This window comes from Salinispirillum marinum, from assembly GCF_042650105.1.
GTDB lineage: Bacteria > Pseudomonadota > Gammaproteobacteria > Pseudomonadales > Natronospirillaceae > Salinispirillum > Salinispirillum marinum.
The window spans coordinates 1,151,652-1,165,117 of record NZ_JBHSAL010000002.1 but is presented as its reverse complement, the minus strand read 5'-3'; the positions used below and the strand labels follow the sequence as shown (position 1 = coordinate 1,165,117).

General features: G+C 51.2%; 12 protein-coding genes. 2 read left to right on the top strand and 10 right to left on the bottom strand.

Annotated elements, in window-relative coordinates:
• Window positions 1-78 precede the first annotated feature (78 nt).
• From ACFOSD_RS12545 to aroQ, 5 genes are all read right to left on the bottom strand, one after another.
• A complete protein-coding gene (locus tag ACFOSD_RS12545; protein WP_380697039.1) occupies window positions 79-1,332 on the bottom strand; it encodes a DUF3426 domain-containing protein in 1,254 nt (417 codons plus the stop codon).
• Window positions 1,333-1,371: 39 nt separating this feature from the next.
• Complete coding sequence (gene prmA / locus ACFOSD_RS12540) at window positions 1,372-2,265, bottom strand: 50S ribosomal protein L11 methyltransferase (protein WP_380697037.1); 894 nt, start codon at window positions 2,263-2,265, stop codon at window positions 1,372-1,374.
• Window positions 2,266-2,419: 154 nt separating this feature from the next.
• On the bottom strand, window positions 2,420-3,760 hold the full coding sequence (gene accC, locus ACFOSD_RS12535; RefSeq protein WP_380697035.1) for an acetyl-CoA carboxylase biotin carboxylase subunit: 1,341 nt from the start codon (window positions 3,758-3,760) through the stop codon (window positions 2,420-2,422).
• Between the two features lie 12 nt (window positions 3,761-3,772).
• Window positions 3,773-4,243, bottom strand: coding sequence for an acetyl-CoA carboxylase biotin carboxyl carrier protein (gene accB, locus ACFOSD_RS12530; protein ID WP_380697033.1), 471 nt, complete (start codon window positions 4,241-4,243; stop codon window positions 3,773-3,775).
• 26 nt (window positions 4,244-4,269) lie between these two features.
• Window positions 4,270-4,701, bottom strand: coding sequence for a type II 3-dehydroquinate dehydratase (gene aroQ, locus ACFOSD_RS12525; protein ID WP_380697031.1), 432 nt, complete (start codon window positions 4,699-4,701; stop codon window positions 4,270-4,272).
• A gap of 237 nt (window positions 4,702-4,938) precedes the next feature.
• Between aroQ and ACFOSD_RS12520 the strand changes: the two genes are divergently transcribed.
• Window positions 4,939-5,976: a DUF2333 family protein gene (locus tag ACFOSD_RS12520; RefSeq protein WP_380697029.1), complete on the top strand. Its 1,038-nt coding sequence runs from the start codon at window positions 4,939-4,941 to the stop codon at window positions 5,974-5,976.
• A gap of 114 nt (window positions 5,977-6,090) precedes the next feature.
• On the opposite strand, the gene ACFOSD_RS12515 is transcribed toward ACFOSD_RS12520, so the two are convergent.
• The 5 genes from ACFOSD_RS12515 to ACFOSD_RS12495 all read right to left on the bottom strand — a co-directional run bounded on the left by ACFOSD_RS12515 (window position 6,091) and on the right by ACFOSD_RS12495 (window position 11,630).
• Window positions 6,091-8,208: a peptidase domain-containing ABC transporter gene (locus ACFOSD_RS12515; protein ID WP_380697027.1), complete on the bottom strand. Its 2,118-nt coding sequence runs from the start codon at window positions 8,206-8,208 to the stop codon at window positions 6,091-6,093.
• 4 nt (window positions 8,209-8,212) lie between these two features.
• Entirely contained in the window at window positions 8,213-9,010 is a 798-nt protein-coding gene (locus ACFOSD_RS12510; RefSeq protein ID WP_380697025.1) for a CPBP family intramembrane glutamic endopeptidase, read from the bottom strand.
• A 562-nt stretch (window positions 9,011-9,572) separates the two neighbouring features.
• Window positions 9,573-9,941: a hypothetical protein gene (locus ACFOSD_RS12505; RefSeq protein ID WP_380697023.1), complete on the bottom strand. Its 369-nt coding sequence runs from the start codon at window positions 9,939-9,941 to the stop codon at window positions 9,573-9,575.
• 45 nt (window positions 9,942-9,986) lie between these two features.
• Window positions 9,987-10,196 (bottom strand): hypothetical protein, encoded by a 210-nt coding sequence (locus ACFOSD_RS12500; RefSeq protein WP_380697021.1) that lies wholly within the window; start codon window positions 10,194-10,196, stop codon window positions 9,987-9,989.
• 180 nt (window positions 10,197-10,376) lie between these two features.
• Window positions 10,377-11,630 carry an HlyD family efflux transporter periplasmic adaptor subunit gene (locus ACFOSD_RS12495; protein WP_380697019.1) on the bottom strand — a complete coding sequence of 418 codons (1,254 nt, stop codon included), beginning with the start codon at window positions 11,628-11,630 and terminating at the stop codon, window positions 10,377-10,379.
• A 517-nt stretch (window positions 11,631-12,147) separates the two neighbouring features.
• Between ACFOSD_RS12495 and ACFOSD_RS12490 the strand changes: the two genes are divergently transcribed.
• Window positions 12,148-13,143, top strand: a complete 996-nt coding sequence (locus ACFOSD_RS12490) for an IS110 family transposase (RefSeq protein WP_380697017.1) — start codon at window positions 12,148-12,150, stop codon at window positions 13,141-13,143.
• Window positions 13,144-13,466 lie beyond the last annotated feature (323 nt).

Here is a 13,466-nt window from a genome sequence, read left to right as displayed (position 1 = left end):
GTGTCCAGCAAGGGCGGCGTATGATACTGATTCAGGCCCCGTTAGGGAACCTCTGAAGCCCCCTTTTTAGGGGTCGGCTTAATATTGGAAGGTCAGACGAAAATTATCGAGGTTGTCAACCGGGCGATTGGTGTTGATGCTGATGCTGATAGGTTGTCCCGGCGGTACCAAGTCCTCGGGGCGAAAGTCGCCAGAAATATAGTCGGCGGGGGAGAACAAGCCATCCGCTACGACATCGCCTTGCGCATCAGTAATGGCCAGAAGCACATTGGGGAAGGGGAGGGGGCGTGTACCGCGATTAATCAATACAGCGTCTAAGCGCATGCGTTGGTTCGGCATTTCGCGTAATACAGAACTGATGGGTCGCAGCGCGGTGGCATCGGGCACGGGTTCGGCAAGGTTACAGGCCACATATTGGCAAAGTTGCGCATAAACCGGGCTTAACGTGGCGTTTTGCGACAGCTGCGCACGCTGCCACCAAAGTATCTGACCCGCGAAAACGATCAGCATAAACACCGCCGCTAGAGTCCATAACCCGGTCGCCGAACGCGGTTGCTCCATGCGCTCAACCATTTCATCCAGATCATGGTGGGCAAACATTGAACGTTGATTGGATGCCTTTGCAGGGTTGTCGGGCGTGCTATCGAGGTTGTCTTCCTCGGTATCTAAACTAAAGGACAAGTCATTCAGTGGCTTGATGGCTTTGGCCTTGGGAGCGCTTCGTTTCGCAGGCGCCGATTCAACGGCCGCTTTCTCCGCCAAGAGGTTGCGTGACCAGGCGTCTTCATCCGCGTCGAGTTGTTCTGGCCGACCCATAGCAGGCGCCGATTTCTGCCCCTTGGTGCTGTCCTTTTCGGATGCTGCACTGTCGTCCAATGCCAGAAAAGAGTCACTGAACTCGAGGTCGTTGTCGCCCGCATCCAAGTCGTCATCTAGGTCCTGGTCGTCATCCATGAAGATGAGGTCGCCATCGTCGGCGGATGGGTCATCTTCGGAAAAAAGAAAATCATCATCATCGGCATCAAACTCACTGCCTACGTCCCACGCCGGGTCCTTTGGCAGGCTATCGACGGCTTGGGTGGCTGCGCTGGTTGTAGGCGACCTTTGTGCTATGGGCTGCGCAGGTGCGGCTTTCGGCGCTGGCTTTGCGATCGGTTCTTCCGTTGCTCGCATCGGCGGTATGGGGGTGTTGTCGCGGAAGTGTTCATCGGCCCGAAACACCTTTAAGCAGCTACCACAGCGCACGGCTCCCTTTGCTACACCCAGTTGTTCGTCGGACACACGAAAAGCGGTGCGACAATGCGGGCATTGTGTGATGTGCGATGTGGTCATCTAGACAGCAATTCCATGTTGTTCCCTGAGTCAACGCGATTAGGCAATGCGTTGGCCCGTGATTCTAGCCCAGTCTTCGTCGTAAGTAATGTCCATGTTGCGCAAAAACGGTCGGTAGGCGGCAGCCACATCCTCTACTTGCGGGCGAATAATGCCCGATAAGGCCAGCCAACCGTTAGGGGTGACATACGACAAAATAGCGTCACGTAATTCGATCAGCGGCCCGGCCAATATGTTTGCCACCACCACATCAGCGGCGTGCGTGGGTGCGTCAGCGGGCAGGCAAACGGCGTAGCGGTCGGGGCTGATTTGATTACGTTCAGCATTTTGTCGCGTGGCCAATAAGGCTTGCGGATCGATATCAATCCCCAACATGGTGCGGGCACCCAACAGCAAACCGGCCAAACCCAGAATGCCGGAGCCGCAGCCATAGTCCACAATGGTTTTATCGCTCAGGTCCAGACTGTCCAGCCAGCGCATGCAAAGTGCTGTGGTTTGATGGGTTCCGGTGCCAAAAGCAAGGCCAGGGTCCAGCATCAAATTGACGGCTTCGGGCTGAGGTGGGGTATGCCAGCTCGGACAAATCCACAGCCGCGTACCAAATTGAATGGGATGGTAGCTGTCCATCCAGGCCCGAATCCAGTCTTTGTCTTCCAGCAGGTCACTGGTCCAATGCGGCAGGGGAATGCCCTGCTCGGCGAGTTCACTTTGGCAGGCCACCCGAATCAGGTCGGCATCCGTATCGGCCGGGAATAAGGCGGTTAAACGAGAATGCAACCAGAGTGGCGTGGTCCCTAACTCGGGTTCAAAAATAGGGTCATCGGCGGCATCTTCAAAGGTTACAGCTTGTGCTCCTAGGGCCAATAGAACATCTTCGTACGCTTCGGCGTGTTCTCGGGCAATGTCGTGGAGTTGAATTTTAAGCCAGTTCATGCGAGTCCTATGTTGTCATTCCGGGTTGGATGCTTGCGTTCAACCACGTAGCCTTGAGTTGGGTGGTGGCGGACGATCTAACGAAAAAACGCACTGACCCCCAAATTCCTTCGAAAAGGACATGGGAGGCAATGCGTTTTCGTCCGCTGTAACGTTATTTGATCAGCTTGCCTTCGAGGTAGTGAATATTTACCCCACCCGCTTTGAAGCCTTCATCGCGTACCAGCATTTTCTGTAAGTCCACGTTGGTTTTGATGCCTTCAATGACTAACTCATCCAACGCTACGCGCATTTTTGACAAAGCCGCTTCACGTGTTTCACCGTGTGTGATCAGCTTGCCAATCATGGAGTCGTAATAAGGCGGAATGCGGTAACCATCATAAATGTGCGAATCCCAGCGTACACCGTAGCCACCCGGTGAGTGGAATTGCGTAATGGTGCCGGGGCTCGGCATGAAGGTTTTGCTGTCTTCCGCATTGATCCGGCATTCGAACGCATGACCGCGCAATTGGATGTCTTCTTGCTTAACCGACAACGGCAAGCCAGAAGCAATCCGTAATTGTTCCTTTATGATGTCGACGCCCGTCACCATCTCGGAAACCGGGTGTTCAACCTGTACGCGGGTGTTCATTTCAATGAAATAATACCGACCATCTTCATACAGGAATTCGAAAGTACCCGCACCGCGATAGCCGATCTCTACACATGCACGTACACAGGCCGCCAGAACTTCAGCCCGCGCTGCCGGGTCAATGCCTGGCGCCGGCGCTTCTTCCAACACTTTTTGGTGTCGGCGCTGCAGCGAGCAGTCACGGTCGTACAGGTGAATGGCATTGCCTTGGCCGTCAGATAACACCTGAACTTCCACGTGCCGGGGGTTAACCAGGAACTTCTCCATATATACCGTACCGTCACCAAAGGCCGCAGCGGCTTCTGATTTGGTAATGGATATAGAGCTCAGCAAGCTTGCTTCACTGTGTACTACACGCATACCGCGGCCACCGCCACCGGCGGCGGCTTTGATGATCACGGGATAGCCGACTTGACGACCAATTTCAATATTCTTGGCGTCGTCTTCGCCGAGCGGGCCACCAGAGCCCGGCACTGTAGGAACGCCGGTTTTGATCATGGCGCGAATGGCAGAGACTTTGTCCCCCATCAGGCGAATAACATCGGCGGTTGGGCCAATGAAGGTAAAACCACTGCGCTCAACCTGCTCACAGAAGTCGGCATTTTCGGCCAGAAAACCATAGCCGGGATGGATACCCACAGCGCCGGTGACCTCTGCAGCCGCAATCAGGGCCGGGATGTTCAAATAACTGGCTGAGCTCGGGTTAGGGCCGATACAGACCGTTTCATCGGCCAATTTCACGTGTTTCAGGTCACGATCAACCTGAGAGTGCACCGCAACGGTCTTGATGCCCAGCTCTTTGCAAGCGCGCATTATCCGCAAAGCGATTTCACCACGGTTTGCAATGAGTACTTTTTCCAACATCAGGTCACCCAATTAAACGATTGTGAACAAGGGTTGATCGAATTCTACGGGTTGACCGTTTTCGACCAATATTTCACCGACGGTGCCATCTTTGTCACATTCGATTTGGTTCATCATCTTCATGGCTTCGACGATGCACAGCGTATCGCCTTTTTTCACCTTTTGACCGACTTCAGCAAATGAGGCTGACGTCGGTGAGGCGGCACGATAGAAGGTGCCGACCATGGGTGAACGGACAACGTGTCCGGTTAACGCCGCGGGCTCATCAGACGGTGCGGCTGGGGCCGGGGCTGCTGGTGCTGCCGGTGCAGGAGCCGGCGCAGGCATGTGCTGCATAGGCGCTGCCATATAGTGTTGTGGTTGCGGCAAGGATCTGGATGCGCGACTGATGCGGATTGACTCCTCACCTTCGGTAATCTCGATTTCATCGATGCCAGATTCTTCCAGCAGCTCAATCAGTTTTTTTACTTTGCGAATATCCATTGGGTGATCCTGTTGGTCTAGTAAGGTTAAAATTTTTGGCTAAGAAAACGCAACGCGGCGCGATACCCCTCGCTGCCCATACCGCATATAACGGCCAGCGCGAGGTCAGAAAAATAACTGTGATGGCGAAACGCCTCACGTTGGTGCACGTTCGATAGGTGAACTTCCACAAACGGCAGCTCTGCGGCCGCCAGTGCGTCACGAATGGCGACACTGGTGTGCGTATATGCAGCCGGATTAATGATCACCGCACTGCAATGCCCGCGCAGGCTGTGAATATGGTCAATCAGCACATGCTCGGCGTTACTTTGTAGGCAACTGACTTCCACATTGAGTGCCTGACCCAAGGTCAGTAGTGAAGTATTGATGTCGTCTAAAGTCTCATGACCATAAACGGTAGGTTCGCGGGTGCCCAGCATATTAAGATTGGGCCCATGTAACACAGCGATGTGAGGCATAGGTAAAAAAGCCGAAAGTTGCAGTGATCGTCATCGAACGGGTAGACAATATTGTGTGTTAGGTTATGGGTCAACGGTTCGAGGTGATTTTTGTTATGAAAAAAACTCAAAAACCCGACGAATTGCACAGAAATAATAGAGAATGTCGCAGAAACGAAAGGGCTTTCCTGCCTCTCTCGACTGGCGAATTTCCACCGGGGCGCGTATCGTGTATAAAAAATTTGGGAGGAAACCTAAATGAGTAATTTTCGTCGATGGCTTTCGCTGGTCAATCCTTGGTATTGGGTAAAGGCGCTGCTCCAGCGGATCGGTACGATGACTGAAGGGCGCGGATTCTTAAAGGCAGGTCTGATACTGGGCTGTGCGGTGTTTGTGGTGTTGGTGATTGTTGGTATGTGGTGGAGTCGTGCCCCCAGTCAGTTTGATGTGATGGCACAGGCGCAAAACCGGGCGGAAGCACAAGGACATTCTTTGGCCGTGGGATACACGACAGCGGCCACCCTAGAGCATTTGATGCAAACACTGTTGGACAAACCCGGTGGTTATCTAATGAACGATGTGATGCCACCCGGGCTCTGGCTGGACAACATGCCGAATTGGGAGCTGGGTGTGGTCATTCAGTCCCGAGATATGGCCCGAGCCCTGCGCCGGGATATGAGCCGCTCGCAGTCGCAATCGACTGAAGATCCGGATTTGGTCATCGCCGAACCACAGTTTCACTTTGATACCGGCAGTTGGATATTACCGTCCGCCGAAGGCGAATACCGCCGCGGTTTGCGTGCCTTGGATTCCTATCTGAACCGCTTAACCGTTACCGGCAATGCGCGGGCCGAATTTCACCCGCGTACCGACAGTTTGGCAAACTGGCTGGGCGATGTTTCGACCCGTCTGGGATCACTGTCACAACGGTTGAGTAACAGTGTGGGCGGCCGAGTGTATGGCGTAGGAATGGACCCGGAATCCTTCTCGGAAACGCCGTGGTTGGAAATCGATGACATTTTTTATGAAGCGCGTGGCTCCGCCTGGGCTTTGGTGCACCTATTAAAAGCCGTTGAGCATGACTTTGCACCGGTGTTGGAACAACGCAATGCTGCGGCCAGTCTGCGCCAGATTATTCGTGAACTGGAGGCCACGCAACGACCATTGCGTTCACCTATGGTGCTGAATGGAGACGGTTTCGGCATGGTAGCAAACCATTCCTTGGTAATGGCAAATTACCTGTCCCGCGCCAATGCGGCGGTGATTGATTTACGCCAGTTGCTGCAATCTAACTGATTGGCCGTAGGGGCGACATCTGAGTCGCCCCTTAACGCTACTCCCTCCGCTGAATGAGCGGTTATAACGAGCACTTAAGGCTGCGAAATCGTGTTTGCTCGTACCATTGCGTATCTACAGTGCCTTCAGCTCGATCACCCGGTCAGCACTGGTAATGGTTTCTTTCCGGTGCGCCACGATAACCCGCGTAATCTTTAAGCGTTTAATGTGCTCATTCACGATGCTTTCATTGGCCGAATCCAAGTGGCTTGTCGCCTCATCCAAGAACAATATCGTCGGTTGACGGTACAGCGCCCGTGCTAACAATACTCGTTGCTTCTGGCCACCGCTTAACGAGGTGCCCATGTCGCCAACCAAGGTGTTGTACTGCATTGACAAAGTAAGAATATCATCGTGAATAGCCGCCATTTGGGCGCAACGGATGATGCGCTCATGGTCTGGCTGTGGGTCAAAACAGGCGATGTTGTCGGTTATTGAGCCACTCAACAACTGGTCGTCTTGCATAACAGCAGCAATGGACTGGCGATAGTGCCCTAATTTACCGAGCGGTGTGCCATCGGCCAGCACCTGGCCTTCTTCCAGTTGTAACAGGCCCATTAGACATTTGAGCAACGTGGTTTTGCCGCATCCGCTGGGGCCAATGATCGCCACGGACTCACCCGGTGCAATGTGAAACGACAGGTTTTTGAACACCCACGCATCCGCTTCGCTGTAGCGATAGGCGAGGTTGTCCGCTTGCAGTGCGCCGATCAGCGGTGTAACGGCTTGGCCGGGAATGCTCTGGTCGTCGACTTGTTCCGGTTCGGTAAAGGCTATGTCGGCCAAGCGGTCGAGGTGCAGGCCAATCATCTTGATGTCAATTAACGTGGCAATCAGGCTATCCATGCTGTCGACAAATTGCTGTTTGTAGCTCATGAACGCAAACAACATACCAACGGAGATGAGGCTGCCCATCACAGCCTGTGCAGCAAGATACACAATGATGATGTTCTCCAGGCCAAACAGCAGCCCATTAATAGCCCCGTAGCCGATTTGCCATTTGGCGATGCGAATGTCGGTGTTCATGGCGGAGGCGTATTTGTTTTGCCACAGGTTCTGCCGATCGTTCTCACGCTGAAACAGCTTTACCGTTTGAATGGCGCGTACTGACTCCATAAAGTTAGATTCATGTTTAGCATGTGCCACGATGCTTTCTTCACTGAGTTGACGCAGCGGTCGATACAGCGCCAGCCGGGCCAAACCGTACAAGACCACAAACCCAATCACGACTAAGCCCAGCTTGACCGAATAGACCATCATCACTACGAGGGTAATGATCGCCATGATGCCGTCTACCACCGCAGACACCAGCCCTGTGGTTAACAGCTCACGGACGGCCTGCAATGAACCAAAGCGCGACACCACATCGCCCATGTGACGCTTTTGGAAATAGTCGATGGGCAAACGAATCAAATGGCGAAACAGGTTCGCCGCCATTTGAATATTGAGCCGCGTGGAGAGATGTAAGATACATAACTCACGCAGCGCTTCCGTGCCCACCCGAATGAGCATCAGCAAGGCAAACCCGATTGCCAACACCAACAGCAAGTGCGCATCGTTGCGCAGCAATACGTCGTCCACCACGGTTTGCATATAAAACGGCGACAGCACCGCGAACACCTGCAACACCAACGCCAGTGCTAAGATCTGGAACAGGCTGCGCTTTAGCCCGCGAATGCGAGTCCAGAACTGGCTTAACCGCAGGTGCCGCCGCTCTTTCGCCGGTTTAAAGGCTTCGGTGGGTGTCAGTTCTAAGGCTACACCGGTGAAGTGATCACCCACTTCTTCCCAGCTCAACGACACCTCGCCTTGTGCCGGGTCATGAATCAATACGCCTTTGCGGCTTGTGGATTTAAGCACCACAAAATGGTTCATGTCCCAATGCAACACACAAGGTGTTTGCAGTTGCGGTATTTCGTCCACTTCCAACTGCAATGCACGGCCTACCAGTTGTAAGCGGGCCGACATATCCATCAACTGCTTTAGGTTGACACCATGCTGGCTAACCGAAAACCGCTTCCGCAAATGCAGTAAATCGGTGTCGTAGCCATAGAAACCGGCAATCATTGCCAAGCACGCCAAACCACATTCCGCTGCTTCACTTTGGTGAACCACCGGTAAGCGCCGACTGCCACTGAAGTTAAGTAGCTGAGTGGTAGCGTTGGACTCCGCCGTATGCTGATGACGGGCCATGTTACTAGATGCCCCAGTACACGAGAGTGATTGCGGCTATGCTGTTATTCAACGCGTGCAGCGCGATCGGCGTCCAGATAGAACCCGTCTTCTCACGGGCCAGCCCCAATATGACCGAAAAGGCAAACAGATAAACCAAGAGTAAACCGGAGTATTGTGTCGCATGAATACTGGTGAAAATCAATGATGTCAGGATAATCGTTCCCCACAACTCCAGCCGGGTGTGCCGCCATGCTTTAAACAAATACCCTCGAAATATCAATTCCTCTATGAGAGGTGCTAACAAAACCAAGGCAAATACAAGACCTAAGTGTCTGCTCCCCACTAGGGATGTCATGAGGTCACCGAGATCTAACGGCACAATAAGGTCAAGTATCGACTGTACAACAAAGTAAGCGCCGTAAACCAATACCCAAAAGCCCATGACGCGCCATGACACTGAACGAAAAGCCAAGGTTTCACGCCACGACTGATGGGAGAAATGGGAGACCCAGATCAATACCGGGATAACCAAAACCGCTTGCATTAGAAAAGTAATGGCTATGCCTGAAGGGCTTAACATGGCGTCAAAGATAGTTGACTCCAATAACTCGGCATCGGCAACAAGGTCGGGCTGGGTAGCGCCTAAATATCCGCCGTACGCCATCCCGTAAATCATGGCTGCGCCGAAAAATAGCACGGCGAAGACGAATAGCCATGCAAGGGACTTGCCTATAGTCGGTACTGGCTTGTGCTGTTCTGCTTCAGGCAGAATTGGTGATTCGGTGGTTTCCGAGTTGGGTAGTACAGTTGTTTCAGTCATATGTAGGATTTCCTTGAGTTACTTGATCTTGATTTCATTAAACAACCTATCACAATATATCAATTGTCATTATATTAGCTGGTGCGTTATTATTTGAATACATAAATATAGGCATTAATAGCGACTTCGCCCTCAATGCGACACGGCAATGAATAGCCCGCGAAAGAAAAGACCTTGCAGTATGGGTTGGTCTTTCTATAATCACATGAGGTACTGCAAAAATAGCGGAAATATAGGCGTATATGTACCTGCCGCTGTATTTAATATTCACCACTCTGAAATCTGTAATTCGTCTTATCATTGAGACATACAATGTAATAAATAGAAAAAGAATTATAGTTGAGACAGTCAATGAACTCGATTGACGTCTATTGCATTTAAATGAATCATAGCCTTCGCCAAAACACCATTCGTTAACACTGGCGCCATAAGCGCCAATGTAACCAATAAAAATAAATGACATAAACGCAAAAAAACCGAAAATACCAATATAAATATGATGCCAGAAAAAAATAATATTGAGGCTTTTAAATGTAAATTTCACCTCCTAACAGCCTCGTTATTAAACACTCGTCATGACCTTATGTTTTTCTAAAGACTTATAGTCAATGGCCATAAAAAAAACCAAGCCAATTACCAACCCAAACACATCATTAACATCAAAAACTCCTGCTCCCCAATATTGCTGAACTTCATACAGTACACTGCCTGCAAATACTGGAATAATGAATTTTTGTTTAAAACGGTTTGAGTTCGGAAGATGAAAAATTCTTAATAAAGATAATATCCCAAGCATATAGGCGAAGGAAGGGTATGAGTAAATAAAAATCTCTACAAACTTAAAACCTCCTTCATAATCATCTCTATATAAAACACACAGAAAACCAGTAGTCACAGTCAAAAATATTAAAAAAGAGAACCTGTTCATCATACTTGCTCCAAAATAGCCGGGCTCAAATTGAGCCCGGCTTCAAGTTTAGCGCCAGCGAATGCCTCTGCGCGTTTGACGAGGTGTTTGACTTTCTCTCTTCTCTTTGATTTGACGTCTACTCTTTTCAATATCCTTCTTTACGTAACTTACCGCGGCGTCAACTGCCTTACTTACAACATATCCAACTGCAAACACTCCTACTGCACGTGCACCACCATTCACTTGCTCAACTTGTTGTACATTTAAAGTTTGCATTTCATTCATCTCCATTGAGATTTATCAAAGTTAAGTTAAACTCATCCCTGACAGCTTACGAAAACCATTTTCGTTTGCCTGCCACCGGTGGCAGCTCAGCCCTTTGAAAGTCAGGGCTGCCATCGGTTCTCCATCTCGGCTTTTCCTACTTAGGCCAAGCCAAATTCTTTGTCATTCGTCTCACTGCAACCGCCCTTTCAAACTGTATAAAGGTTCTAACAACCATTGCACCAATGTGCGCTGCCCTAGTGTGATGTCGGCATCCAACAAAATGCCCGGGCGCAGTGGGGTTTCTTGCCCAAAGGCTATAACACCCTGTTGATGTAAGGTGGCGATAACGCGGTACAAGGGTTCTTCAACGGCGATAGGGGCTTGAAGCCATTCGTTGGGCAGCAATACGTGATCACTCACTTGGCTGATTTCACCTTGGTACAAACCGAACTTTTGATAGGGAAAGGCGGCGTAGCGTATGTTCAGTGCTTGGCCGGGTTCTATAAAGCCGATAGCACGGGTGGGTACTAACAATTCGGCGACTAGGGTGCTGTCTTCAGGCAATAAAGTTGCCAATGGGATACCTTGCCCCGCATCTTGCCCTTCGGTTGCCTGAACGGTGGTGACGGTGCCACTACGTTCGGCGGTTATCACATAGGCTTTGCGACCATAGAGTTCGGCGATTTGTTGAGCCAGCGTGCTGAGTTCTGCTTGCAACTGATGTTGCTGGGCACTTTGGTCGTCGTTCAGTTGGGCAGCGCGGTTGGCTAATAAGTCATGTTGATGCGTTTGACTGGAGATACTGCGCTCCAGGCCTTGCAGTTCAGACAATATCGCCAAGCGATCAGCCAAAATGGCTTGCACATCTACCTCACTGGCCATGCGCATTTCATGTAAACGCTGCATGTTATTGAGCTGGTTATCAACAATAGCTAGGCGTTGTTGCAGGGTGCTTTTTTGTTGGTTTAGCCATTGCACGTCGGTGTTTATGGCGGAGGCCTCACGCACTAAGTCGGTATGGCGGCGTTGGAATACGGCGGGAATTCGTTCAAGTTCTTGTTGCAATAAGCTTTGTTTGTACTCGTATTCGTCGAGCAGCACTTGCTCAAGATGCCGACCATCGGCCAGTATGCTGTCGCCATTGATCACAAACAGCGGTTGCCCGGCTTGCACCACATCGCCTTCTTGCGTCAGCACTTGGCGGATGACACCCGGACGGGCTGCGTATACGCGAATCACCCCACTGGATGGCACCAAATGCCCTTGCACGGTTTCTTTGCGGGCGTAGGTGCCCCAGAACAAATAGGTCAGGATACTGGCAACAATGAGAACGACTATACCGGTCAACAACCGCAGCGATAACGGCTGGATAAGCAGCACTTCGCCCCACAGGCGGTCGCGCTGGCGCTCCATAGCTTGTTGACGAAACAAGGCAGTGGTCATGTTTTTTCCTTGGCTAATCCTAGCCGATGTCAGATAACAAAACTGTTACTGTAATTCCATTCACCGGATTGTGCCTTACGGTGATTGCAGCAGGATATTACTGAGAAGTTCTAATGCTGACAACTTAACCCAAGGGATAGTGTGATCGTTTAAATGTCGACTGCGTCACAAATTCCACATTTTTTAGTCATATGTCCTTCGGCCAATTACAATCTTCTTGGCAAGAACTGTTAGTTGTTGCCTAGCTGTGCATCGTTGTATGTAAGCTGACCTCCTTGTATGTTAGAGCTGACGGGTTTGATACTGTTTAAACCAGTCACCGGGGAAGCCGTGGCCTCCTTGAGGCAGCCTTATGCTGACCTCGTCCGTAGAGAGGCTCCCCGCCTCATTGCCCACTTCGAGGAGTATCCAGAAGCCAGCTCGCTGGACTTCGTATGACAAGGTTGAAGCGGCATCAAGTGCGAGGTCGGGGAACCGGTGTCTATTGTGACGCAATTGACCCTAGGAGTTAAAGACCATGAGAGTATTTGTAGGTATCGACATCGCCGCTAAGTCCTTCGACCTAGTGGTGTGGAAGCACGGTAAAAACCAGCCCGTGCTCACTTTCCCACAAAACCCACAAGGCCACGCCAAAGCCCTTAAAAAGCTACAAATGGTCAAACCCGAACGAGTCGTCTTAGAAGCAACCGGCATTTACTATCTGGACTTAGCGGTGGCGCTGCATAGGGGTAATATCCCTGTCAGTGTGCTTAATCCCAGAAGTTTTAAACATTTTGCCCAGCTCAAGTTGCAGGGCAGTAAAACCGATGGCATCGACAGCGCCTTGCTGGCCGAATACGGTGAACGCATGATGCCGCGCTTATGGACACCACCCACACCCGGCAAGCTGGGCTTGCGTGATCTGGGTCGGCAGATCAATCGGTTGATCCATGCCCGGACACAAGCCAAGAACCGGCTGCATGCGTTGTCCGCCAAACAAGATACCCTAGGTCTGTTGCTTGACGATGAGCAAGAGGGTATTGAGCAGTTGAATCGGCGTATCGAGCGTTTAAAGAACGCGGCACTTGAGCTCATTAATGTCTCGTCGGAGTTAGCCAAGCACTGGAAGCACATGATGGCGGCTAAAGGCATCGCTGAGGCCAGCGCACTGGTCATTCTGGCAGAACTCTGTGTGTTGCCCGACACCTTAAAAGCTCCTCAGGTGAGTCGATACGCGGGACTCGATGTGCGTATAACACAATCGGGTACCAGCATTCATAAACCAGGCAGGATGAGTAAGGCGGGCAATATGTACTTACGTTCCGCGCTGTTTATGCCTGCGATGACGGCTGTTCAGTATGAACCCAGAGCCAAAGCGTTCTATGATGCTCTAGTGGCGCGAGGCAAAAAGAAAATCCAAGCCTTGTGCGCCGTGATGCGCAAGTACCTCACTGGCCTGTGGGCTTGTATTAAAAGCGACACCCCATTCGATGCAGAGCGGTTGTTCAGTGCTGAGCACATGAAACCGGCTTAACGAAAACAACACGCTAGGGCAAGAATGAGTGCGATGAGGCAATGGACGCAGAGGTATGCCTCAAGGTGCGACTCCCGGCCTGCCGTGGAGCACCGGAGGCATGCCTCGAAAGTTCATGCCGGGACCATCATGCTGGTACATAAGAGGTGATCGTGATCACCCTATGCAGAGATGCCGTCAAGTCAAAACTTTAAAAAGTGTTGAACTTGAACGGAGTATCTACTTTGTTAAAACAGGTTTGACGTTTGAGGCGAGCCTGCAAAGCCTCGAATTACAATATGAGAGTGATTGCAAGTCTGATCGCGAATGAACGGCGGCAATTG